Raw genomic sequence first — 23,385 nt, 5'->3', positions numbered from 1 at the left:
GGCCTTAGCCGAGCATCGGCGGCATCGCCGGCGGCCACGGGTTGTCGGCATGGCGCGCCAAGGTTCGCCGTGCGAGCGGCGCGCCCTCCGTGTGTTCCGGCCCGTTCGCCAGCACGCTTTCGAGCGAACGCACGGCGTCGAGATGACCGCCGAGATCGCGATACGCGTCGTACGTCATGGTGAATTCGATCGGCGCGACGATCGCGGGCGTCGGCACCGTGCCGAACGAGCGGTCGGGCATGCGCGAGACGTCGACCATCACGGTGATGCCGCCGCCCGGCCACACATAGGCCGGCGCGCCGCCGCACGTGACGTTCACCAGCTTCTGCTTGATGGCGCGCGTGAGCAGCACCGGATTCTCGGTGGCGCCCGCCCGCAGACTGCCGCCCGCGCCGCCGAGAAACAGCACGGTGGCGAGCGACGGCTCGCAGTTCTCGCCGATCCGTTCGACCGTGCGGCGCACCGCGTCGGGCATGGCCGCGATACGCGGCACGAGGCGCTGATCGAGTTCATACCATTGAGCGTGCTCGCCGGTGGTGGACACCATCAGCAGACGCATGCCCGGTTTAGCGACGGCGGGATCGAAGCCTTCGACAATCGCCAGCGGGTCCTGGATGTCGGTGCCGCCCCAACCGGTGCCGGGATTCGCGACCTGGAAATAGCGGCCCGGCGTGGATTTGCGTCCGCGAATCTTCACACCTGAGCGCGTCATGCCGAGGCAGCGTCCCGCCTGGTGTTCGGTCAGCACGCCCGTGATGTGATCGTCGACCACGACGACTTCGTCCGCATGGCCGAACCATTGCTTCGCGAAGATGCCAATCGTGGCCGAACCGCAACCCACGCGCATGCGCTGCTCTTCGACGCCGTCGACGATCGGCGCGGCGCCCGCGCGAATCACGAGATTCGCGCCGCCGTCGATGCTCAACGCCACGGCTTGCTTGTTGCCGAGCGCGAGCATCATGTCGCAAGTCACGCGGCCTTCCTTCTTGCTGCCGCCGGTCAGATGATGGACGCCGCCCAAGCTCAGCATTTGCGAGCCGTATTCGGCGGTCGTGACATGGCCGACGATTTCGCCCTGGCAACGCACGTTCGATTGCTCCGGCCCGAGAAAGCGGTCGGTGTCGATTTTCACCTTGAAGCTGCAATAGCTGAAAATGCCTTCGGTGACGACGGTGATCATGTCGACGTCGTCGAGCTTCGAGGCCACGATGAACGGCGCGGGCTTGTAGTCGGGATAGGTTGATGACGCGCCGACGCCTGTCACGAACAGCGCCTGTTCCGCCTGGGCGGAATCGTGGGCTTCGGACGATGCGCCGAACGCGACGGTGGCATTCGTACTACTTTCGCCCGTGTCGGACGAAGCGGCGGCACGCGACAGAAACACCACTGGGTCGACGCGAATCAGCCGCCCCTGCGCATTCGCATAGCGGTCGCATGCACCGGTGCGGCCCTCCGATATCTGACACAGCACCGGGCAGGCATTGCATTCGATCTTGTTCGACGCCATTCGCTCGCTGCGCGGCGCCGCCTTCTCGAGCACGGTCGGACCCGGCGTCGAAGCGGTTTCGCCGTCGACGCGTTCCGCACCGAAATCGACCTTCGCATGTTCTGTCATGGTGGGGTTCCCATACGACATTACAATCGGTCCCGCTCCGGCTGACGAATAGCCCTTGTTTCAAGGCACTTTCGCGTGATCCGCCTATTTCCGTGTTGCGGTCACTCACCGTTCGTGTAGTATCCGCTACACCAAACTTGCTTGAAATCTACTCGATCAAAATAGACTGCGCAATGAGTTTCCCGGCGGTCGCGGCAATGGTGCGACGCGGCATCCTGGGCTGCGGCACGATTCAATCCGCGCCGAAGCACACGATTGCGCAGTGCATTCCGCAACGCGTGATGCGGGCTGTATGATGAAGGCGCGCCCAGGCGTCAGCCGTTGCGGCGCAGGTCGTTCAACCGACGCTAACAAAGAGATTCAAGACCGCCATGAGTCCCATTGCCGTCCGCAAGCCGGGCGCTACCGGCATCCGCGCGAAACAGGCGCAGGACACCCGCGCCAAGATTCTGAAAGCGGCGATCAAGGTCTTCGCGAAACAGGGGTATGCAAGCGGCCGCGTGGAAAGTATCTCGAAGGCCGCGCGTTCGCACGACCGGATGATCTACTACTACTTCGGCAGCAAGGAACAGTTGTTCGTCGAAGTACTGGAAACGATCTACACCCAGTTCAACGAGGCCGAAAGCAAGCTCGATCTCGATCTTGACGACCCCGTGCATGGTCTTGAGCAGATGGTCGAATTCGTCTGGCAGTACTACCTCGATCATCCCGAGTTCGTCACGCTGCTTTCCAGCGAAAATCTGCATCAAGGCAAGCATGCGAGGAAATCGTCGAAGCTCAAGGAGATTTCCGGCTATGCGATTTCGGTGGTGCAAAAGGTATTGGATGCGGGCAAGGCGCAAAACGTATTTCGCGCCGACGTGAAGGCTCGCGATGTTTATCTGACGATTGCATCGCTCGGCTATTTCTATAACGCCAATCAGTACACGCTGGGCGCGTTTCTCGGTGAGCCGCTAATGGATAAAGCGGCGCTCGCGCATTGGCGCGAGGTGATGAAGGACACGGTGTTGCGCGCGGTGCGTTTGCAGTTGCCGAGTGAGGTGGCGGACGACAGGGAAAACGGGCCCCGCGCCGCGTAAAAACGCTCGCGCGGAGCGGAATGGCGTGGACATGATCGGGACCATGCGAGACGGTCCCGATTTTTCATTCATTCTTTACTGGACTCCGTTGCAACCCGGGAAGGAGCTCGTCGCCGGCCGTTTGGGGCAAACGGACTTCGCTATAACGCATCCGGTTCAGGTCTCCGACCGACTCGACCAAGCCTCTCTCGACCATCAGCTTAAGACGCTGTGCATAGAACACGTCAATGACATCGGGATAAAAACTCTTATCTGAACCCATGGCAAGAGAAACGATCATGGCGACTTTGCGGTAATTGCCAGTCAAATTTCGGAAAAGCGCGCCATCGATCGTACGCAGATCGGCTGCGGTCAGACGATCTGCCGCCGCTTGCTGTGTGGCTGTCAGTGGTGGGTCGTCCGCCTCGTCATCGAAATCGTCTTCGTATTCGTCGGTTTGCTCGTTCACTTAGTTACCTTTTGCAAATTTGTTTTCATGAGCCGGTGAAACCCCGATACGGATTACCGCCACATTGGGCGGGGTAACAGCCAGCGAAACACCTATAAACCTTCGATACCATATGTTTGGCTTGCATGATGGACTTCCAAAAGAAAACACCCTACCGCGCTAACCGCGTGTAGGGTGAGGTGACCATCATTAAACGCGCCGGGTTGCCGGCGCGCGCGTACTTATCGCGCTCATCGAAAAACCGCCAAAGCGTCAAGGATTCGCCGCCGCATCCTCTTCCCGAAACAGCTTGTCCGCAAGATGAAACGCCGAATTGGCCGCCGGCACGCCGCAATAAATCGCCGTTTGCAGCAGTACTTCCTTGATCTGCTCGCGCGTCACGCCGTTGTTTTTCGCGGCGCGCAAATGCAACGCAAGCTCCTCGCTGCGATTGAGCGCAACCATCATCGCGATGGTCACCAGGCTGCGCGTATGACGCGGCAAACCATCACGCGTCCAGATTTCGCCCCACGCATAGCGGGTAATCAGGTTCTGGAATTCTTCCGTCAATTCAGTGCGGTTCGCGAGCGAGCGATCGACGTGCGCGTTGCCGAGCACCGCGCGGCGCACCCCCATGCCCGCTTCGTAACGATCTTCATCGTTCATTTCGGCTCCGTCAGGAAGTCGAGCACGGTCTTCGTGAAAGACTCGGATTTTTCGATGTTGGAAATATGCGCGGCGTCCAGTTCAACGTAGCGCGCGCCGGGCAACGCCTGCGCCAGTTCGCGCCCTTGCTCCGGCAACGTGGCCACGTCGTGCGTGCCGCTGATCACCAGCGCCGGCACCTTGATGCCGGGCACTTCAGGGCGTAGATCGGTGGCGTCGATGGCCTCGCAATTCAATGCGTAGCCTTCCTTGTCGATATGCACGAACACGTCGCGGATCATCGCGAACACCACCGGTTCCCGTTCGATGAACTCGGCGGTGAACCAGCGCGGCAAGACGGCCTCGGCCAGCGCGACCATGCCTTCGCCGCGAGCCCTCGCGGCGCGCGGCACCCACACTTCCGGCGAGCCGATGCGCGCGGCCGTGTTGGACAGCACCACGCGCTCGAGCCGGTCCGCGTGACGCGCGGCCAACGCGACGCCGGTCAGGCCGCCCATCGATATGCCGCAGAAATTCGCGCGGGCGATCTTCAGCGTATCCATCAGGCCGAGCACATCGCCGGCCAGCAGGTCGATCGTGTACGGACCTTTCGGCGCTTCCGAATGACCGTGGCCGCGCGTGTCGTAGCGCAGCACGCGAAAGTGTTTCGACAGCGGCTCGACTTGCGGCGTCCACATCGACAGATCGCTGCCGAGCGAATTCGACAAGATGATCCACGGCGCGTTGCCGTGACGGTCGCCGTCGATTCGATAATGAAGCTCGGTTCCGTTGACTGCGGCGTAAGGCATGCCGGTTACTCCCTGGAAGTGGCGCGTGTCGCGCGCGCGGTATGAAGCGCCAGCGCGGCATCCACGTAAGCGTGGGCCTGGCCGACGTATTGAGCGGGGTCGAGCAGTTGCCGCAAGCGCTCGATCGAAAGATGTTCGGTGACGGCGGTCTCGGACGAAAGCACGTCGAAGAGCGTCTTGCCTTCGGCGATGGCCGTCTTCGACGCGCGCTCGACCAGACGATGCGCGTCGAGCCGGCCGATGCTGTCGCCGAGCGCGAGCATCACCGCCTCGCCGAGAATCAGGCCGTGCGTGACGTCGAGATTCGCGGCAAGGCGCGGCACGTTCACGTTCAGGCCCGCGGCGATCTGTTCGATGTTGGCGAGCGCGCCGCCAGCCAGCCGCGCCAAATCGGGCAGCGCGTCCCATTCGGCTTGCCAGCCGCCGAGCGCGCGCTCGTGCTCCTGCACCATGCCGGCGAACACCGTGGCGACCAGCCCCGGCGCGCGCGTGGCGGCGGTCAGCACGGCGGCGCAGCCGACCGGATTGCGCTTGTGCGGCATGGTCGACGAACCGCCCTTGCCGGCCGCGGCGGGCTCGGCCAATTCGTCGACTTCGGTTTGCATCTGCAAGGAAATATCGCGCGCGATCTTGCCGAGCGTGCCGATCAGCATGCCGAATAGCGACGCCGTGTCCGCCATGCGATCGCGTTGCGTATGCCACGGCAAGGCCGGCACCGCGAGGTCGAGTTCTCGCGCCAGCGACTGCGTGACCTGCGGCGCGGCATCGCGCAGACTCGCGAGCGTGCCCGCGGCGCCGCCGAATTGCAGCACCAGCACGCGCTCGCGCAACGCATCGAGCCGTTCGCGGTGACGCAACAGCGCGTCGAGCCATTGCGCGAATTTCAGGCCGAGCGTGATCGGCAGCGCTTGCTGTAACCAGGTGCGGCCGATCATCGGCGTCGCGCGATGCGTGGCCGCGAGTTTCGCCACGGCGTCGCAGGTGGCTTGCAGGCCGGCGTCGAGCAGATCGAAGGTGTCGCGCAGTTGCAGCACCGTTGCCGTGTCGATGATGTCCTGGCTCGTCGCGCCCCAATGGACGTACTTCGACGCTTCGGCGTCGGCCGCCTTCACGCGCGCGGTGAGTTGCTTGACGAGCGGAATCGCGAGGTTGCCGCCGAGCGCGGCGTCGCGCGCAAGGGTTTCGGCGTCGAGCTGGTCGGCGTGGCAGGCGGCTTCGATCGCCGCGACCGCGCGATGAGGGATCACCTGATGCGCCGCCGAAGCGCGCGCGAGCGCCGCTTCCACGTCGAGCATCCGTTGCAGCGTGGCGCGCGGCGACCAGACATCGTTCATCGGCTGGGTGCCGCAAAGAAGGCCGGTCAGACGGGCGCTGGAGTCGAGCATGATGGCGTCGATGATCGAGGATCGAAAGTGAGGTTTGCGCCGCGGCGTGCGCGGCGCTTCTGACGATAAGCGCCTGACGCTGCCCGCCGCTTCCTATCGTACAGACAGCGAACAGCGTAACGCACGCTGCGTTGCGGCGTATTGTGCGCCTCGCGGCGGGTTAAGCCGCGCGAGCCGTCTGCGTGCCGTCGATCAGCGGCACGCCGGTGAGCTTGTGCAGCGCATCGAAGTCGATGTCCGAGAAAATCTCGCGCACCACGAGGCCTTGCGCGGTGACGTCGATCATCGCGAGGTCGGTATAAATGCGGTTGACGCAGCCCACGCCCGTCACCGGGTACGTGCATTCGGCGGCGATCTTGCTTTCGCCCTGCTTGGTCAGGTGTTCCATCATCACGTAGACCTGCTTCGCGCCGATCGCCAGATCCATCGCGCCGCCGACAGCCGGAATCGCATCGGGCGCGCCGGTATGCCAGTTCGCCAGATCGCCCTTCGCGGAGACCTGGAACGCACCGAGCACGCAGAAGTCCAGATGACCGCCGCGCATCATCGCGAACGAATCCGCGTGGTGGAAGTAAGCGCCGCCCGTGAGCAGCGTGACGTGCTGCTTGCCGGCGTTGATCAGTTCGTCGTCTTCCTCGCCTTTCGCGGGCGCGGGGCCCATGCCGAGCAAGCCGTTTTCGCTGTGCAGGAAGATTTCCTTGTCGGCGGCGAGGTGGTTCGCCACCAGCGTCGGCACGCCGATGCCGAGGTTCACGTAGGCGCCTTCGGGGATATCCAGCGCAACGCGCCTGGCCATTTCATCGCGGGTCAGTTTTTTCATGTCGGTCTCCGGGTCAGGCGGCGGTGGCTGCGGATTGATGCGCCGCTTGCGGCACTTCGATCACGCGCTGCACGAAAATGCCGGGCGTGACGATCGCTTCGGGATCGAGCGCGCCGAGCGGCACCACTTCCGTCACCTGCGCGATCGCGGTTTTAGCCGCGCTTGCCATGATCGGCCCGAAATTGCGCGCCGTCTTGCGATAGACGAGGTTGCCCCAGCGGTCGCCCTTATACGCCTTGATCAACGCGAAGTCCGCATGCAGCGGCGCTTCCAGCACGTAGTGCTTGCCGTCGATCAAACGGGTTTCCTTGCCTTCGGCGAGCTTCGTGCCGTAACCGGTGGGCGTGAAGAACCCGCCGATGCCCGCGCCCGCCGCGCGGATGCGCTCCGCGAGATTGCCTTGCGGCACCAGTTCGAGTTCGATTTCGCCGGCGCGATAGAGCGCGTCGAATACATACGAATCGGTTTGGCGCGGAAACGAGCAGATGATCTTGCGCACGCGCTTCGCCTTGAGCAGCGCCGCGAGGCCGATGTCGCCGTTGCCCGCGTTGTTGTTGACGATGGTGAGTTCGCGCGCGCCTTGCTCGATGAGCGCGTCGATCAGCTCCGACGGCATGCCGGCCGTGCCGAAGCCGCCGATCATGACGGTGGCGCCGTCGTGGACATCGGCGACCGCCGCTTGAAGTGACTCGAAAATCTTGTTGATCATGTCGAATTCCTGTTGGGGCGCTGCGTGCCGTCGGGCTTGCTGTCCTCGCGGACAGCGCTTCTCGCGGCAACGGTCTCCGGCCTGGGCTCGCGGCGGCATCGCCGGTTGAAGATACGGCGCGCGCCTTCGGTTTATTCGCTGCCGATTTGTTCGTTATATGAACGCCGATTCGTTTAGCGAACGCTCTGGCGATTATGGTTGCGCCGTGGGCGCGTTGTCAAGGCGGGGGCTTTCCCTTAATCATAGGTTCTCGTATTCGGCGTTGCGGTGGTGTTGTTCCCACTATCGCAAGTGCGCATGGTTGGGCTACCCTCTATTCGCCTATTCAATAGCCCCGATTCGCATGTCAGACACCGCCCTGGATCTGAACCTGATCCCCTACCTGGTCGCCATGGAAGACACGCGCAACGTCAGCCGCGCCGCCGAGCAACTCGGCGTGAGCCAGCCGCGCGTGAGCACCGCCTTGGGACGCCTGCGCGAATACTTCGACGACCCGCTATTCGTGCGCACCTCGAAAGGCATGGAGCCCACGCCGCGCGCGCTCGCCATTCTCCCGGCCGCCCGCGACGCGCTGCTGCGCATCGAGAAAGGCATGCTCGATGTGCAGGAGTTCCACCCCGCCACCAGCACGCACACCTTTTCGATCGCGCTCTCCGATGTCGGCGAAATCGTCTTTCTGCCGCGCCTGCTGCAACTCTTCGCCGCACGCGCGCCTCACGCGAATCTGCGCTCGGTCTCGCTGTCGCCGTCGCAAGTGGAACGCGGGCTCGAATCGGGCGACGTCGATCTCGCGGTCGGTTATTTCCCCGACCTGTCGGGCAATAACTTTTTCCAGCAACGGCTCTTCACACACCGCTTCATCTGCCTGATGCGCACCGGCCATCCGCTTTCCGGCGCGCCGCTCACGCTGCCTCAATATGTGGCCTCGGGTCACGCGGTCGTGCGCGCCGAAGGACGCAGCCAGGAAGTGCTCGAACAATTCCTGGCGAAGAAACGCATCAAGCGCCGCGCGGTGCTCGAAACACCGCATTTCATGAGCTTGCCGTTCATCCTCGCGCGCACCGATCTGCTTGCGACGGTGCCGCACGCGATCGGCTTCGCGTATGTCTCCGAGCATGCGTCGATCACGCTGGTCGAGCCGCCGCTGCCGTTGCCGCGCTTCGATCTGCGCCAGCACTGGCATCGCAAGTTTCATAACGATCCGCGCGGGACCTGGCTGCGCGGCGTGGTCGCGGAACTCTTCAACGACGCTCTGGACGAGTGGCCGAAGTAAAGGGCCAAACTGAGGGCCAAACCAAGCGCCCCGACAGCGACAGGGGAGATCGTCACGATTCGTCGCAAAACATGGAACAATGACCGCACACGACGAACCCGCGCGCTACGCATGACGTCGACGCGCGATCCAGAGGAGCGCCGCATGACCAGCAGCAAGACAAAGAAAATCAAACCCGCGGCCGCCACGGGCCGCCCAAGCCGCGAGGAAGCCGAAGCAGCGGTTCGTGTGCTGCTGCGTTGGGCCGGCGACGATCCCGAACGCGAAGGCCTGCTCGACACGCCGGGGCGCGTGGTGCGCGCTTATGAGGAGTTCTTCGCGGGCTACCAGGTCGACCCGCGCGAGATTCTCGCGCGCACCTTCTCCGAGGTGGACGGCTACGACGAAATGATCGTGCTGAAAGACATCCGCTTCGAAAGCTATTGCGAACATCACATGGTGCCGATCATCGGGCGCGCGCACGTCGCGTATCTGCCCGTGCATCGGGTGGTCGGCATCTCGAAGCTGGCGCGTCTCGTCGATGCGTTCGCCAAGCGTCTGCAGATCCAGGAAAAGATGACGGTGCAGATCGCCGATACGCTGAACGACGTGCTGCAACCGGCAGGCGTCGGCGTGATTCTCGAAGCCGCGCATCAATGCATGTCCACGCGCGGCGTGCACAAGGCCGGCGTCACGATGGTCACCTCGCGCATGATCGGCACGTTCCGCACCGATCCGTCGACGCGTCGCGAGTTTCTGGCAATCGTCGGCAACCCGGGCGTGGTGGCGGTCGCCAATACGTAAGCAAGCTGAAGCCTTACGCCGCGCCGCGCACGGTACGCATCTGCCCGAACGTCGCGAGCAACACCGCCCCGAGCACGCAAGCCACGCCCGTCAACTGCGCCGCGCTGACCGCCTCGCCCAGCACGAGCGCGGCCAGCGCCACGGTGCTCACCGGCACCAGCGCGGTCATCAGTCCGGCTTCCGCGCCGCTGATACGCGCCGCGCCCGCATACCAGAGCACGAAGCCCGCCACCGTCGGCACCAACGCGTAATACAGCACGCCGACCAGCGCGCTCACGTCGACGGGCACGTTCCACGGCTGCTCGAAGCAGGCCGGCACGATCGACACCGCGAAGCCGATGCCGCACATCAACGCCGACAGCGGCAGCGGCGCGACAGGCGTGCGCAGTTTGCGATTGAGCAGAATGAACAGCGCCTCGCAGACGATCGCCGCGAACACGAGCGCGTTGCCGGCGAGCGATCGGGCCGCATGCGGCGCGGTGAAATCGTCGAGCCGCACGGTGCACACCAGCACGCCGGCCGTGGCGAGAACGATCGCGCCGATCAACGCGGGCGCGGGACGCTCGCCGAGCGCGAGCATCGCCACCAGCGCGGACACGGCGGGCAAGGTGCCGGCAATCACGCCGGCATCGGCGGCCGAGGCGAGCTTCATCCCGCTGATGAGCAACACCGTATAGCCGACGCTGCCCGCGCCCGCCTGGGCGATCACCAGCAAGGTGTCGCGTCGGTCGAGACGCGGCCAGCGCACGCCGCGCCAGCGCATCGCCAGCACGAACAACGGGAACGCGATCGCGAAGCGCAACGCGGTCGCGCTGAAGGGCGGCAATCCGGCCGCGATCGACTTGCTGACCACGACGGTGCTGCCGACGCCGAGCATGGCCAGCGCGCAAAACAGGTATCCGGCGTAACGCGCATTCATGGTGCTGTCCTTTTTCGATGGAACGAGCACGCAGATTAAGCACGCGCGGACGCCGGGTCTTGAACGAAATTGCAGCACTTCGGCAGGAGACGCCCCGCGCTGGCCGGGCGCGAGATCCATCGAGTATCCTGAGCGGCATACGACTTCAGCGGACACGCGAACGAATGGAAGAACGGGCGAACTCAAGGGTCTGCAAGCCGGCCGCTCCAAAACACCTGCCGTCCAGCGACCGCCCAGGCCCCCGCCGCGCGTGCGCTCATTCGCCGGAACGGGAGCGCCTCAATTGATAGAGATTCCGTCCACGGCGGTTTCCACGTGGGGCGGCGCGGCCGTGTTTCTCAACGTGCTGTTGACGCGCCTCGGCGTGCCGATCCCCGCAGTGCCGATGCTGCTGTTCGCCGGCACGGCGATCGCCGCCGGCCATCTGTCGTTCTGGCCGATTCTGTGCGCCGCCGTGCTCGGCGCGCTCATCGGCGACGGCGTCTGGTTCAGCGCCGGCCGCATCTACGGGCGCGGGCTGATCGCCGCGCTCGTCCGGTTCGCCCCGGCCGTCGATGTGAAGCTCGCCAAGGCGCGCTCGCTATTCGAGCGCTTCGGCGTGCCGCTCGTCTCGATCTCGAAGTTCGTGCCGGGGCTCGCGTTCATCACGCCGCCGCTGATGGGCACGACCGTCGTCGATGCCCGCATCTACGCGCTGTGGGACCTTGCGGGCGCTGCGGCATGGGCCACCTTCTGGCTGCTCGGCGGGGCGGCGGCGGAACAGCAGTTGCATATGCTGCTGGCATTCGTCAGAGCGCGCGGCGGCACCGTGATCGACGTGCTGCTGGGCGCGGCGCTGATCTATCTGGTCTACCGCTTGATTCAGCGATACCGTGAACGCCGCCTCGCGCGCGCCGCGTCCGCCGCGGCGTCGCGCACGGAGTCCGGTGGAGCGCGCCCAATCTTGCCGCCCAAGGTGCTCGACGCTCGCCCCGAGGCGCTGGCGCTCGATACACAGCGCCGCATTCCCGGCGCGCTTGCATTCGATCCGCGCTCGCCGGAACAGCTCGACGGCGCGCTGCTCGCTCATGACCTCGTGATTTACTGCATTTGCCCGGACAGCGCGACCGCCGCCGAGATCAAGCAACGGATGCGCCGCCACGGCTATACGCGGATTCGTGCGTTGAAGGGCGATCTGGATGCGTGGCAAAGGCGCGGTTTTCCGATCGAGCCGCTGGAAGCCCAAGGCCAGCCCGGCACCGGCAAGCGCACACGGCGAGCGCGCGGCGACGCCAGCGAGGCGGTCACGCTGCGCGGCTTCGCGCCACGGCGCAGCCGGAGCGCCTGATTCGCGGATGCGCGTCGCAAGCGCCCGCGAACATGCGAACGCTCGCGAGGCTTACGCATAGCTTGAGGGCGCGGCTTCGATCAATCTGTGCCGGCTTCGACTCCGCACGCATTACAGTGTGCGCAGCAATCCGGCCGCCGAGCGCATGCGGCGTTTGCGCTCCTTCTTCAGCCATTGCAGCACGGCGTCCGTATCGCCGGAAGCGGCAAGCAAAGCGGCGTTGTCACGCAACAGCATTTCGCTGGCGACGATATCGTTCAGCGTCCCGAATCGCTTCTGGATCTGCTTCAGGCGCTTGACCGTGCGTTTGCGGCCGCCCTTGAGCACCGGCCCGAAAAACTCCAGCAGATAGCGCAGTTTCTTGCCCGCCTTCCTGACATCGTGAAAGGCGGTGTAGTTCGAGCGCTTTGCATGCCGCGCGCGTTTCATGCGCTTCTTGAGCGTCCGCTCGGAGGCGGCCACGCGTTGATTGGCGAATTTGCCGAGCGGCACGCGCTCGTGCGCGGTGTTCAGTTCGCGGGTGGCGCTGCTCAGGGCCTCGCGCAGCAGATGTTTGACGTCGGCGTTCGAGAGCGTTTCCCGGCTCGTCGCCAGCGCGTCGCCACGCGCGTTCTCCAGGGTCGGCGTCAGGCCGCGCGCGATGCCGCTCTCCTGTGCCAGCAGCGCGATCAGGATGTCCCAGTCGCGGGTCTTGCCGGCCGCCGTGGCGAGATACTTGTACAGCGCCCGTTGGCGCGTGTTCTCGCCCTCCTCGAGCAAGGGTTGAAAGGCCCACCATAGCGAGCGCAAACGCCGCAGCGAAACCCGCAACTGGTGGAAATCTTCCGGTGATGGATCCTCACGCACCGCATTGGCGTATTCGATCGCATGATCGACGAGCGGCGCCGCATACGACGCGAACGCGGTCTGCGCCGAAGGCTCTTCGTCGGCCGGCGTGCTGTCGGCCGGCTCTTTATCGTTTTTCCGATTCATCGTTGGGGCTCTCCCGCTCGATCGGTGGTCCTTCGAATACGCCTTTAGAAAGCGTAGCAAAATTAGTTCCCACCGCGCAAAGGCGCTGCGATTGAATAGTCATAACGCGCGAACGCGGCAGGTTCTTTACGTCGATGGCGCGACGTCCCGGAGAGACTATCTTGAACACACGCGTCGGCGCGCTTCGTCGATGCATCAGGAGGATGTATGCGCATACTCATTGTCGGTGCAACGGGCCTGCTCGGTGGAGAACTGGTGAAGCTCCTCGCGGCGGAACATGAAATCGTCACCGCGAGCCGCAAGGGCTCCGATCTGCACGTGGATCTGTCCGACAAGGCCAGCATCGAGTCGATGTACCGGCGGGCCGGTACGCTCGACGCGGTGATCTGCGTGGCGGGCACGGCGAAGTTCGCGCCGCTCGCGAGCCTCGCCGACGACGATTTCTCGTTCAGTCTCGCCAACAAGTTGATGGGCCAGGTCAACCTGGTGCGTTGTGGCGCCGCGCACGTGTCGCAAGGCGGCTGCTTCACGCTGACGAGCGGCGTGCTCGCGCAACAGCCGATGGAAGGCAGCGCGGCGGTCAGCATCGTGAATGCCGGCGTGGAGGCGTTCGCGCGTTCGGCGGCGCTGGAATTGCGCGGCAAGGCCCGTGTGAACGTGGTGAGTCCGGGGTGGGTCGCCGAAACGCTGAAGTCGATGGGCCGCGATCCGTCGCAAGGCGTGCCCGCCGCCACCGTCGCGCAGGCGTACAAACGCAGCCTGGGCGGCAGCGCGACGGGCGAGGTCATTTCCGCTACGTCGCCGTAAGCGCGGATGCAACGGCGGCGTCGCCGGCGTCACGCCCTCGTCATCATTTCGACACGCAAGCCCCGCAGCATCGGAAGTTCCGCGACCAACTCCTGGGGCACACGTCATGCCGGAACTTTCGTACCCACAATCGGGCGCTGCAAGCGGCAAGGGCCGTCATCTCGGCCTTGCCGTTTTCGTCGCCGTGATTGTTGTCGGCGCCGTCTATTGCGCCACGCATTTATTGGCCGATTTGCAACCGGTCCGCGAAAGCTCGGTTCTACCTTATCTGCTGCTCGGGACCGCGCTGCTGATCGCGCTCGGCTTCGAATTCGTCAACGGTTTCCATGACACCGCCAACGCGGTCGCCACGGTGATCTACACGCACTCGCTCGCGCCGAACCTCGCGGTGGTGTGGTCGGGCGCATGGAATTTCCTCGGCGTGCTGACGTCGAGCGGCGCGGTCGCGTTCGGCATTCTGCAATTGCTGCCCGTGGAACTGATCCTGCAAGTGGGCAGCAGCGCCGGTTTTTCGATGGTGTTCGCGTTGCTGATCGCCGCCATCATCTGGAACCTCGGCACCTGGTACCTCGGCTTGCCCTCGTCGAGCTCGCACACGCTGATCGGCTCGATCATCGGCGTCGGCCTGATGAATCAGTTGATGCACGGCACCAACGGCACGAGCGGCGTGGACTGGAATCAGGCGCTCGGCGTCGGCAGGTCGCTGCTGTTCTCGCCGCTGGTCGGCTTTCTCGCGGCCAGTTTGCTGCTGCTGATCCTGAAGGCCGCGGTGCGCATTCCCGCGTTGTACGCCGAGCCGAAGGGCAAGGAGCCGCCGCCGTTCTGGATCCGCAGCCTGCTGATTCTGACCTGCACGGGCGTGTCGTTCGCGCATGGTTCGAACGACGGACAGAAAGGCATGGGCCTCATCATGCTGATCCTGATCGGCACCGTGCCGACGGCGTATGCGCTGAACAAGGCGGTCACGCCGGCACAGACGCAGACCTTCGTCGCGGTCGCGCAGCAGACGTCGGCGACGCTCGCGAAATACACGCAGGGCGCCGCGCCGTCGGCCGATCCGCGCGCCGATGTCGAGACGTATGTGCGCACCCGCCAGTTGACGCCCGCCACCTTGCCGGCCCTCCAGCAATTGACCGATGTGATCGGCCGTCAGGTGGGCGCATCGGGATCGATGGCCGCCGTGCCGCAAAACGCCGTCGATAACGTGCGCAACAACATGTATGTCGCCTCCGAGGCGATCCGTCTGATGGAGAAGGCGAAGCAACCGCCCTTCGCGCCGGAGGACGCCCAGGTGATCGACAACTTCAAGGCGCAAACCGATCACGCCACCAAGTTCATTCCGACATGGGTCAAGGTGGCGGTGGCGATTGCCCTGGGGCTGGGCACGATGGTGGGCTGGAAACGCATTGTCGTGACGGTCGGCGAGAAGATCGGCAAGCAGCATCTCACCTATGGTCAGGGGGCCTCGGCGGAACTCGTGGCGATGCTGACAATCGGCGCGGCCGACGTGTACGGCTTGCCGGTGTCGACCACGCACGTGCTTTCGTCGGGCGTGGCCGGCACGATGGCGGCCAACGGCTCGGGCTTGCAATGGGCCACCGTGCGCAGCCTGGTCCTCGCGTGGGTGCTCACGCTGCCGGCTTCGATCGCGCTGGCGGCGGGCTTGTACTGGGTGTTCCGCGCGGTGTTCTAGGACTCGACGAAGGTGCCAGGAAAGGTCGACGGCGCATCGACGGCCCTTCGGCGTGATCCGCTCAGGCTGTCCGCGTGCTCACGCGCCGCGCCGCTGCACCACCGCCGCTTCCCAACCCGTGCGCGCCTCGACCCACTCCGCCAGCGCCAGCAACCCGGCGTCGCCGTGCGCGGCGCCCACCAGTTGCGCGCCGAGCGGCAGACCCGCCGGCCCGAAGCCGACCGGCACCGTCACGGCCGGCACGCCCAGAAACGTCCACGGCGCGCAGAACGCGGCGTCGCCCGTATAGTCGAGGCCGCGCGGCGGCTCACCCGTGGCGGGCGCAACCAGCAGCGCGTCCAGCGCCCAGGCTTGCGTGAGCCACGCCTGAAAGCGCTGCGCCATCGGCACCTGCAGCGCCTTGATCGTCGCGTAGGCGGTGGCCGGCAGCTTGCGCCCATCGTCGACCAGACCGCGCATCGCGGGGCTCACGAGTTCGGGCGTGCGATCGACCAGATCGCCGTGCGTGATCGCCGCTTCCACCGCCATCAATTGCAGCGCGTGCGCCGGCGTCGCGAAGATTTCCTGCGGCAACTCCACCGTGACGATCTCCGCGCCGTCGCGCGCAAGCTGCGCCGCGAGCCGGTCGAGCGCGGCTTGCTGGGCCGGCTCGATCGCGCCGCCGGCCTGCTTCGACAACACGCCGATGCGCCGCGTGCCCGCGCCGCGCGCCGCCGCGTCAACATGCGAAACGTGCGAAACGTGCGGATCGGCGGCATCGGCGCCCGCGACGAGTTTCAACACATACGCCACGTCCGCGACGCGCCGCGCGAACAGCCCGACGTGATCCAGCGACCACGCGAGCGGCAACACACCGGTTCGCGCGATCGTGCCGTAGGTGGGCTTGAAACCGACGATGCCGCAATAAGCCGCGGGGCGGATCACCGAGCCCTGCGTCTGGGTGCCGAGCGCGAGCGGCACGATCCCGGCCGCGACCGCCGCCGCCGAACCGCTCGACGATCCGCCCGGCGTGAACGCGCCGTTCCACGGATTGACCGTCGGCCCCGGATGACGCCACGCGAACTCGGTGGTCACCGTCTTGCCGAGAATCGCCGCGCCCGCGGCCCGCAAGCGGGCCACGATCCACGCATCCCGCTCGGGGCGCCGCCCCTTGTAGGCCGCCGAGTTGAATTCGGTGGGCATGTCGGCGGTATCGATGACATCCTTCACCGCGACCGGCACGCCGGCGAGCGGCGCGGCGGCATCGGCGAGGGTGGCCGGCGGCGTATCGGGCAGATAACAGAATGCGTGCAACGCCGCCTGCGAATGTTGCGCGGCATCGTAAGCGCTCGAAACGTACTGCGCCACGGTGGCGTCACCCGCGGCGAGCGCCGCGCGGATCTCGCCGATGGTCGGTGCTTGATTGAAGGTCGTCATGAGAGCGTCGGAAAGCCGTTCATTTCGCGGCAAGCGCGGGCTGGATATAACTGTGGACGATGAACGTATCGTACTTCGGCTGCTGCTTCAGATTGCCGAGCGCGATTTGCGTATCCATCGCAACGGCCAGCGCTTTGGGCGTGATGTCGACGCTCTTCGGATACACGCCTTCGGTCAGCATGCGCTTGACGGCCGCGTCCACCACCGCCGGGTCGAGCGTCGGGAATTCCTTGCGCGCGATCGCCTGGGTTTCGGCCGGATTGCTCTGCATGTAGCGCAGCGCGTTTTGCAGACCCTTCACGAAGCGTGCGGCCGCATCGGGATCGACGCCGCGCTTCGCCGAAATCGACGAGAACGCGTACTCGCCATAGAGCTTCGGAAAACCGAGCACGACTTTCATGCCCTTCGCGACCGCCTGGTCGAGGCCCGGCTCGTACATCACCGCGATCTTCGACTGCCCGGCCACGAGCGGCCCGATCTCCGAGCCGAGCGGCACCTGAATCAGCTTGACGTCGCTCTGCGACATGCCGTTTTCCTTCAGCAGCTTCAGGAACAGCGACGTGCTGGTGGTCGGCATCTGCCCGGACACCACGACCTGATCCTTCACGTCCTTGATGCTGTCGAATTTGACGTCGGGCGCGGCGGCGATCCATACCGCCGCGCCGTTCACGACGTTGGCGATGATATCGACATCGGCGCCCTTCTCCGCGGCGACCGCCGTCCACTCGGGTCCGTGCAGCGAGAAATCGGCGCTACCCGACAACACCGCCGAGAGCGCCGCGCTCGGGCTGCCCGCCGTCTGCCTCGTGACGTCGAGCCCTTCCTTCGTGAAGAAGCCGCCGTCGATCGCCACATAGAGCGGCAGATAGAGCATCGACTGGAACGCCTGCGAAATGGTGACTTTCTTGTCGGCGGCCAACGCCGGCAATGAAACGGATGCAACGGTCAGCGCCAAAGCCGTGGTCAGCGCGGCGAGCGCTTTTTTTGCGGTGAATGCCATCGTCCTGTCCTGGGAGAGAAGTGATTGGACTGCCGGGAATGCGTTTAAACCTTCAGCGTGCTCGTATTCGAGGCCTGCCGCCACGGCAGCAATTTGCGCTCGACGAGATCGATCAGGAAGTACAGCACGAAGCCGATCGCCATCAGCACGAAAAGTCCCGCCCATACCGTGTTGAGGTCGTACAGGCTCGATGCGGTGAAGATCATGTGCCCGAGCCCTTTCTCCGATGAAATGAATTCGCCCACCACCGCGCCGACCAGGCCGAAGCCGACGTTGATGCGGAACGTGGAGATCACGTAGGGCAGCGTGAACGGCACCACCACCTTCATGAACACGTCGTTCTTGTCGGCGCCGAGCGTGACGAGCAGCGCCTGCAGATCGGGATCGGCGTCTTTCGCCGCCTCGTAGGCCGCGATCAGCGCGACGATGGCGGTGAGCGAAATCGCCAGCGCGACCTTCGATATCAAACCGGTGCCGAACCATAAGATCACGATGGGCGCGAACGCGATCTTCGGCACGCTATTGATCGCGACGATGAACGGCTCGATCAGCCGCGCGACGAACGGCGAATACCAGAGCGCGAGCCCGCACACCGAGCCGACCGCCGTGCCGAACACGAAGCCGAGAATGGCTTCGAAGAGCGTGTAGCCGGTATCGACGAATAACTGATGAGAGCGGATGTCGCGTATCAGCGCGTCGAGAATTTTCGCCGGCGAGCCGACCAGGAAGTTCGACACCCAGCCAAGACGCGCCGCGCCTTCCCAGAGCGCGAAGAACGCGAGCACCGCCGCGAGTTGCAGCAACGAGCGGCCCCAGCCGCTGTCGAGCACGAGCCGCCGCGAGCGTGTGTGCGGCGCGCGCCGCGCCGCTGCGCTTTTATCGATGGAAACGGATTGCGTCATGCTGCCCTCACCTCGGTCTGGATATCCAGCTCGCCGCACAACGCATGGAAATAGCCCGCGAAGTTCGGATCGCTGCGCGCGCCGATCGGCGAACGCGCGGCAATGTCGATGTCGTAGATCTTCTTCACCTGCGAGGGACGTCCGCCGAGCACCACGACGCGTTTGGACAACGCGACGGCTTCGTCGATATCGTGCGTGACCAGCACCACGGTCTTGTGGAACGTCTCGACCGCTTCCATCAGCACGCCCTCCAGATAGAGGCGCGTTTGATAGTCGAGCGCCGAGAACGGCTCGTCGAGCAGGATGATGTCGGGATCGTTGATCAGCGTGCGGATCAGCGCCACACGCTGGCGCATGCCGCCCGACAGCATGCGCGGATAAGCGTTCTCGAAGCCGGCGAGGCCATAGGTGTTGAGATACTCCATCGCCATTTCATGCGCCTGCGCCGCCGGCATGTTCGACAGTTCGGGGCCGATCAGCACGTTTTGCAGCACCGTGCGCCACGGCAGCAACAGGTCGCGCTGCATCATGTAGCCGACCTTGCCGCGCAATCCATTCACGGCCTGCCCGCGATAGACGATGTCGCCGCTATCGGCTTCGAGCAGCCCCGCGATCACATTGAACACCGTCGTCTTGCCGCAGCCCGACGGCCCGATGATGCTGACGAAATCACGCTCGTGAATGTCGAACGTGAGACCGCCGAGCACGTCGACCGAACCCAGTTTGTTCGAAAACGATTTGCGGATGTTGCGCAATGCGAGCTGAACTGACATGCCTGCTCCTCGATCACGATTCATGGTGCGCCGGCACAAGCCGCCGCCGTTCCGTCAAAGACCGCGCGGCGTGGCGAGAAAGCGGCGGCGCATCGGCTTGAGCACGGCAATCGCGAGCAGCGCGGTCACGATATCGAGCGTGATCGCGGTGGCGAACACCGGCACCCAGCTTCCGGCGTGCTGGTGCATCAGCGCCGCCAGCGGGCCGCCGAAGATCGAACCGATGCCTTGCGAGATGTACAGCCAGCCGTAGTTCTCGGTGGCGTGACGGGTGCCGAAGGTGTCGGTCAGCGTCGAGGGGAACAGCGAAAAAATCTCGCCCCAGCCGAAGAACACCACGCCCGACAGCAGCACGAACAGCACCGCGTTTTCGCGGGTCAGGAGCCACAGCGCCATTGCCACGCCTTCGAGCGCGAACGCGAAGAACATCGTGTTTTCACGGCCGACCTTGTCGGACACCCAGCCGAACAGCGGCCGCGTGAGGCCGTTGGTGAAGCGGTCGATGGTCAGCGCGAGCGGCAGCGCCGCCATGCCGAACACGAGCACCTTGGTCACGCCGAAGTCGGCGGCGAAGGTGGCCATTTGCGAGGTGACCATCAGGCCCGAGGTGGACATCATGGTCATCATCGCGAACATCAGCCAGAACACGGGCGTCTTGAGCGTTTGCGAAGGACGCAGATTCGCCACGGCCGATGCGCCGGAACCGGCCGCGCTCGCGGCGACGCTATCGTGCGAAGGCGGCACGCGCAATCCTTGCGAGGCCAGCAAGCCGACCAGCGCGAACGCAATGCCGAACATCCACAACGTGGCGTCGATGCCGCGCGCCTGCAGCGACGTGGCGATCGGAAAGGTCGTGACGATCGCGCCCATGCCGTAGCCGGCCGCCACCGCGCCCGCCGCGAAGCCGCGCTGCTTCGGGAACCAGCGCACCATCAAACCCACCACGCCGACATAGACGATGCCGGTGCCCAAGCCGCCGACCACGCCATAAGTCAGATAGAGCATCGGCGCGCTTTGCACCTGCGCGGCCAGCACCCAGCTCAGGCCCGACATCACGGTGCCGATCGAGATCAGCATGCGCGGACCGAAGCGGTCGATCAGCTTGCCCTGGAACGGCGAGAAGAAAGTTTGCAGAATGATCAGCAGCGAGAACGTCACTTGCAGTTCCGGCAGCGCGACGCCCAGTTTCGCGGCGAGCGGTTTGGTCATCAGCGTCCAGACGTATTGCGGGCTCGAAATCGCCATCATGCAGACGAGACCGAGTCCGAGCTGAAGCCAGCGGTTGTGCGCGGCGGAGGTCGAGACGTTCCCGATGTCCGCGGATGTCATGGGTTGAGAGCGTGTGGTCATGATGACTCCAGTTACCGAGCGCATGCCTGCCGGAAAACGGCAAACGTGCGGCGTCCTCCGTGCCGATAGGCCGGACCTGCGGTTCGATTGAAAAAAAGCGCGCGTGCTTTTACCAGCCCGCGGCAACCCCGTCACTGCGCGGATCGTGGCCCGCTTCGATAAGTCCATCGGGATACCGGACGATTGCGCCGGCATGGCCCATTGCTTCGTCGTAAGCCTGCATCGTCTCGACCTCGTGACCGAGCGCTTCGAGCCGCGCCACGGTGCCGGGCGCAAAGCGCGCCTCCAGCTTGAGCGTGTCGGTCGACTGGCCCCACGTGCGGCCGAGCAGCCAGCGCGGCGCGTCGATCGCGGCTTGCGGATTCCAGCCGAAGTTGGCGATGCGCGAGAACACCGCGCTTTGCGATTGCGGCTGACCGTCGCCGCCCATGTTTCCGTACACCATCGTGCGGCCGTCGTCGAAACGCGCGAGCGCCGGGTTCAGCGTATGGAAGGGTCGGCGCAGCGGCATCAGCGGATTCAGCGCGCGCTCGTCGAGCGAGAAACTGCAGCCGCGGTTCTGCCAGTTGATGCCCGACCCCGGCAGCACGATGCCGCTGCCGAACTCGTGATAAATGCTCTGGATGAAGCTCACCGACACGCCGTCGCTATCGGTGACGCCGAGCCACACCGTGTCGCCCGGCCCACGCCCCGCGCCCCACGGCGCGGCCTGCGTCGGCGAGATGCGCGCGGCCATTGCGTCGAGCGCCGCCGGTTCGAGCAGCGCGCGCGGATCCGCGCGCATGTGGTCGGGATCGGTGATCCCGGTATCGCGCACGGCGAAGGCCAGCTTGGTCGCCTCCACGCAGGCATGCACGAACTCGGGACCGAGCGGGTCCATGTCCTGCGTCAACACGCGGTCGAGCGTGCCGAGAATTAGCAGCGAGACGAGTCCTTGCGTGGGCGGCGGCATGTTGTAGATCGTGCCGAGCGAGTGCTTGAGCGCAAGCGGCGTGCGCAGCCGCGCCTCGTGTCGTTCGAGATCCGCGAGCGTCAGCAGCGAGCCGGCCGATTGCAGATCGACCGCGATGCCGCGGGCGAGGTCGCCGCGATAAAAGTCGTCGAGACCGGCGTCGGCGAGACGCTCCAGGCTGGCGGCGAGGCGCGGCGCAACGAAACGCTCGCCGGTAGCGGGCGCGCGATCGTCGTGCAGAAAGGTTTCGGCGAAGCCCGCAACCGGACGCAATTCGTCGAGCCGGCTCGCCACGCACTGCGACTGGCTGCGCGTGACCGGCACACCGTGCCTCGCGTAATGGATCGCGTCTTCCAGCAAACGCTTGACCGGCACTTTGCCGCCGAGCATGTCCGTCGACCAGCGATGCGCGAGCTGCCAGCCCGACACGGTGCCGGCCACGGTGTTCGCCGCGAGCGGACCGCGCGTCGGAATCGCGGCAAGGCCGCGCGAACGGTATTCATCGATCGTGGCGGCGAGCGCCGCCGCGCCGCATGCCTCGATGCCCACGGGCGCGGCGCCGGGGCGCGCGATCAGCCAGAAACCGTCGCCGCCGATGCTGTTCATGTGCGGATAGACAACCGCGATCGTCGCGGCGGCGCCGATCATCGCTTCGACCGCGTTGCCGCCGTCGCGCAGGATCGCGAGGGCGCTCTGCGCGGCGAGCGCATGCGGCGCGACCGCCATGCCGCGGGTTCCGCGGGTCGAATTCAGATAGTCGGCTGACATATTTCCGGCAGAAGTTTGCTTGTATACATGGCGTGCAGTTATGCGAAAACCATGCCAATCCGCATCGCGGACTGAAACGTCCGCTACATAGGGCTTTGGGGCAAATCGGGATGACTAAGGGATGACCCTAGGTGGTGCGCCGCAACCTGGGTGGTGCATACGGAGCGCCGTGCGGCTCCATTGCAGTGCGGGCGCGTTGCAGGCGTTCGGCGGTCAGGCTGCGCACTTCGGCGCGGCTGCCTTCTATATGACGCCCGATCAAGGCGACGCTGCGCTCCGTCTCGCGATGGCGGATCGCGTCGAGAATCGCGATGTGCTCGTCGTAGGTGTCGTCGATGCAGTCGCCGTAGACGAGATCGAGCCGCCGCACCACGCGGATGCGGTCGGTCACGCGCTGCATCGCGGCGCTCAGTTCCGAGTTGTCGGCGGCGATGACGAGCGCCTGGTGGAAGGCTTCGTCGAGCGCCACCATCTCGCAGCCCTCGCGGATACGCTCGGCGCGGGGCACGTTCCAGACGGCGTCGAGCCGGTCGAGCATCTGCTGCACGCTGCCGGATAACGACATGTCGGCGGCAACCAGCCGGCCCACCGCGAAGGTTTCGATCAGCTTGCGCATCTCGTACAGGTCTTCGAAACGCTTGAAATCGATCGGCACGACTTCCCAGCCGCCGCGCACGTAGCCGCGCATCAGGCCGTCGCTTTGCAGGCGCTGCAGCGCCTCGCGCGCGGGTGTGCGCGACACGCCGAAACGCTCGGCGATGCTGCCTTCCGTCAGCCGGTCGCCGGGCAAGAGACGCATGTCGAAGATATCGTCGCGCACGCTGAAATAGACATGGTCAGCGCGCGATGAGGAAGAGCGGGTTGTGTTGTTCACGCACGGAGCCTGGAATTAACGGACCTTTCGGGCCAAGACTATCGGTCAGCCCCAAAACATCCGTCAACGGAAATTAAATCCGCCGCC

Annotated in this window: 22 protein-coding genes; 6 read left to right on the top strand and 16 right to left on the bottom strand. The window is 65.1% G+C overall.

Annotated features, from left to right (window positions below; genetic code table 11):
- Nucleotides 1-4 precede the first annotated feature (4 nt).
- Complete coding sequence (locus tag ACOCG7_RS02760; RefSeq protein WP_421376727.1) at nt 5-1,615, bottom strand: 6-hydroxynicotinate reductase; 1,611 nt, start codon at nt 1,613-1,615, stop codon at nt 5-7.
- 371 nt (nt 1,616-1,986) lie between these two features.
- Here ACOCG7_RS02760 and ACOCG7_RS02755 point away from each other — a divergent pair, with 371 nt between their 5' ends.
- Nucleotides 1,987-2,694 carry a TetR family transcriptional regulator gene (locus ACOCG7_RS02755; RefSeq protein WP_083082764.1) on the top strand — a complete coding sequence of 236 codons (708 nt, stop codon included), beginning with the start codon at nt 1,987-1,989 and terminating at the stop codon, nt 2,692-2,694.
- 64 nt (nt 2,695-2,758) lie between these two features.
- Here ACOCG7_RS02755 and ACOCG7_RS02750 read toward each other — a convergent pair whose 3' ends face one another.
- The 6 genes from ACOCG7_RS02750 to ACOCG7_RS02725 all read right to left on the bottom strand — a co-directional run bounded on the left by ACOCG7_RS02750 (nt 2,759) and on the right by ACOCG7_RS02725 (nt 7,489).
- On the bottom strand, nt 2,759-3,142 hold the full coding sequence (locus tag ACOCG7_RS02750; protein ID WP_083082765.1) for a DUF3658 domain-containing protein: 384 nt from the start codon (nt 3,140-3,142) through the stop codon (nt 2,759-2,761).
- Between the two features lie 252 nt (nt 3,143-3,394).
- Nucleotides 3,395-3,787 (bottom strand): 4-carboxymuconolactone decarboxylase, encoded by a 393-nt coding sequence (pcaC, locus tag ACOCG7_RS02745; protein WP_421376724.1) that lies wholly within the window; start codon nt 3,785-3,787, stop codon nt 3,395-3,397.
- Entirely contained in the window at nt 3,784-4,575 is a 792-nt protein-coding gene (pcaD, locus tag ACOCG7_RS02740) for a 3-oxoadipate enol-lactonase (protein ID WP_421376722.1), read from the bottom strand. The genes pcaC and pcaD overlap by 4 nt, the downstream gene beginning before the upstream one ends.
- 5 nt (nt 4,576-4,580) lie before the next feature.
- Nucleotides 4,581-5,960, bottom strand: coding sequence for a 3-carboxy-cis,cis-muconate cycloisomerase (locus tag ACOCG7_RS02735; protein ID WP_073430463.1), 1,380 nt, complete (start codon nt 5,958-5,960; stop codon nt 4,581-4,583).
- Between the two features lie 160 nt (nt 5,961-6,120).
- Nucleotides 6,121-6,780: a 3-oxoacid CoA-transferase subunit B gene (locus tag ACOCG7_RS02730; RefSeq protein ID WP_114163916.1), complete on the bottom strand. Its 660-nt coding sequence runs from the start codon at nt 6,778-6,780 to the stop codon at nt 6,121-6,123.
- A gap of 13 nt (nt 6,781-6,793) precedes the next feature.
- Nucleotides 6,794-7,489, bottom strand: coding sequence for a 3-oxoacid CoA-transferase subunit A (locus ACOCG7_RS02725; RefSeq protein WP_073430465.1), 696 nt, complete (start codon nt 7,487-7,489; stop codon nt 6,794-6,796).
- A gap of 343 nt (nt 7,490-7,832) precedes the next feature.
- Here ACOCG7_RS02725 and ACOCG7_RS02720 point away from each other — a divergent pair, with 343 nt between their 5' ends.
- Nucleotides 7,833-8,762, top strand: a complete 930-nt coding sequence (locus tag ACOCG7_RS02720; RefSeq protein WP_073430466.1) for a LysR family transcriptional regulator — start codon at nt 7,833-7,835, stop codon at nt 8,760-8,762.
- A 144-nt stretch (nt 8,763-8,906) separates the two neighbouring features.
- Nucleotides 8,907-9,545: a GTP cyclohydrolase I FolE gene (gene folE / locus ACOCG7_RS02715; protein WP_114164675.1), complete on the top strand. Its 639-nt coding sequence runs from the start codon at nt 8,907-8,909 to the stop codon at nt 9,543-9,545.
- 13 nt (nt 9,546-9,558) lie between these two features.
- On the opposite strand, the gene ACOCG7_RS02710 is transcribed toward folE, so the two are convergent.
- Nucleotides 9,559-10,464, bottom strand: a complete 906-nt coding sequence (locus tag ACOCG7_RS02710; protein WP_421376718.1) for a DMT family transporter — start codon at nt 10,462-10,464, stop codon at nt 9,559-9,561.
- Between the two features lie 283 nt (nt 10,465-10,747).
- Between ACOCG7_RS02710 and ACOCG7_RS02705 the strand changes: the two genes are divergently transcribed.
- Nucleotides 10,748-11,791, top strand: coding sequence for a VTT domain-containing protein (locus tag ACOCG7_RS02705; protein WP_347142848.1), 1,044 nt, complete (start codon nt 10,748-10,750; stop codon nt 11,789-11,791).
- Between the two features lie 111 nt (nt 11,792-11,902).
- Here ACOCG7_RS02705 and ACOCG7_RS02700 read toward each other — a convergent pair whose 3' ends face one another.
- Nucleotides 11,903-12,763: a CHAD domain-containing protein gene (locus ACOCG7_RS02700; protein WP_347142849.1), complete on the bottom strand. Its 861-nt coding sequence runs from the start codon at nt 12,761-12,763 to the stop codon at nt 11,903-11,905.
- A 207-nt stretch (nt 12,764-12,970) separates the two neighbouring features.
- Between ACOCG7_RS02700 and ACOCG7_RS02695 the strand changes: the two genes are divergently transcribed.
- Together ACOCG7_RS02695 and ACOCG7_RS02690 are read left to right on the top strand one after the other, a co-directional pair.
- Nucleotides 12,971-13,570 (top strand): short chain dehydrogenase, encoded by a 600-nt coding sequence (locus tag ACOCG7_RS02695; RefSeq protein ID WP_083082772.1) that lies wholly within the window; start codon nt 12,971-12,973, stop codon nt 13,568-13,570.
- A gap of 106 nt (nt 13,571-13,676) precedes the next feature.
- Nucleotides 13,677-15,263 (top strand): inorganic phosphate transporter, encoded by a 1,587-nt coding sequence (locus ACOCG7_RS02690; RefSeq protein ID WP_421376715.1) that lies wholly within the window; start codon nt 13,677-13,679, stop codon nt 15,261-15,263.
- Nucleotides 15,264-15,341: 78 nt separating this feature from the next.
- Here the strand turns inward: ACOCG7_RS02690 and ACOCG7_RS02685 are convergent, their stop codons facing one another.
- From ACOCG7_RS02685 to ACOCG7_RS02655, 7 genes are all read right to left on the bottom strand, one after another.
- Nucleotides 15,342-16,679 carry an amidase gene (locus tag ACOCG7_RS02685; protein WP_073430472.1) on the bottom strand — a complete coding sequence of 446 codons (1,338 nt, stop codon included), beginning with the start codon at nt 16,677-16,679 and terminating at the stop codon, nt 15,342-15,344.
- A 19-nt stretch (nt 16,680-16,698) separates the two neighbouring features.
- Entirely contained in the window at nt 16,699-17,679 is a 981-nt protein-coding gene (locus ACOCG7_RS02680; RefSeq protein ID WP_073430473.1) for an ABC transporter substrate-binding protein, read from the bottom strand.
- Between the two features lie 44 nt (nt 17,680-17,723).
- Nucleotides 17,724-18,581: an ABC transporter permease gene (locus ACOCG7_RS02675; protein ID WP_073430474.1), complete on the bottom strand. Its 858-nt coding sequence runs from the start codon at nt 18,579-18,581 to the stop codon at nt 17,724-17,726.
- Nucleotides 18,578-19,354, bottom strand: a complete 777-nt coding sequence (locus ACOCG7_RS02670) for an ABC transporter ATP-binding protein (protein ID WP_073430475.1) — start codon at nt 19,352-19,354, stop codon at nt 18,578-18,580. Before ACOCG7_RS02670 ends, ACOCG7_RS02675 begins: the two co-directional genes overlap by 4 nt.
- Before the next feature lie 54 nt (nt 19,355-19,408).
- Entirely contained in the window at nt 19,409-20,704 is a 1,296-nt protein-coding gene (gene oxlT, locus ACOCG7_RS02665; RefSeq protein ID WP_083082779.1) for an oxalate/formate MFS antiporter, read from the bottom strand.
- 109 nt (nt 20,705-20,813) lie between these two features.
- Complete coding sequence (locus tag ACOCG7_RS02660) at nt 20,814-22,424, bottom strand: gamma-glutamyltransferase family protein (RefSeq protein WP_083082780.1); 1,611 nt, start codon at nt 22,422-22,424, stop codon at nt 20,814-20,816.
- Nucleotides 22,425-22,551: 127 nt separating this feature from the next.
- On the bottom strand, nt 22,552-23,298 hold the full coding sequence (locus ACOCG7_RS02655; protein WP_083082782.1) for a GntR family transcriptional regulator: 747 nt from the start codon (nt 23,296-23,298) through the stop codon (nt 22,552-22,554).
- Between the last annotated feature and the right edge of the window lie 87 nt (nt 23,299-23,385).

The organism is Paraburkholderia sp. DD10 (genome assembly GCF_049177125.1).
Lineage (GTDB): Bacteria > Pseudomonadota > Gammaproteobacteria > Burkholderiales > Burkholderiaceae > Paraburkholderia > Paraburkholderia terricola.
Note: the sequence above shows the minus strand (reverse complement) of the source record. Positions and strands in the feature narration are given on the sequence as shown.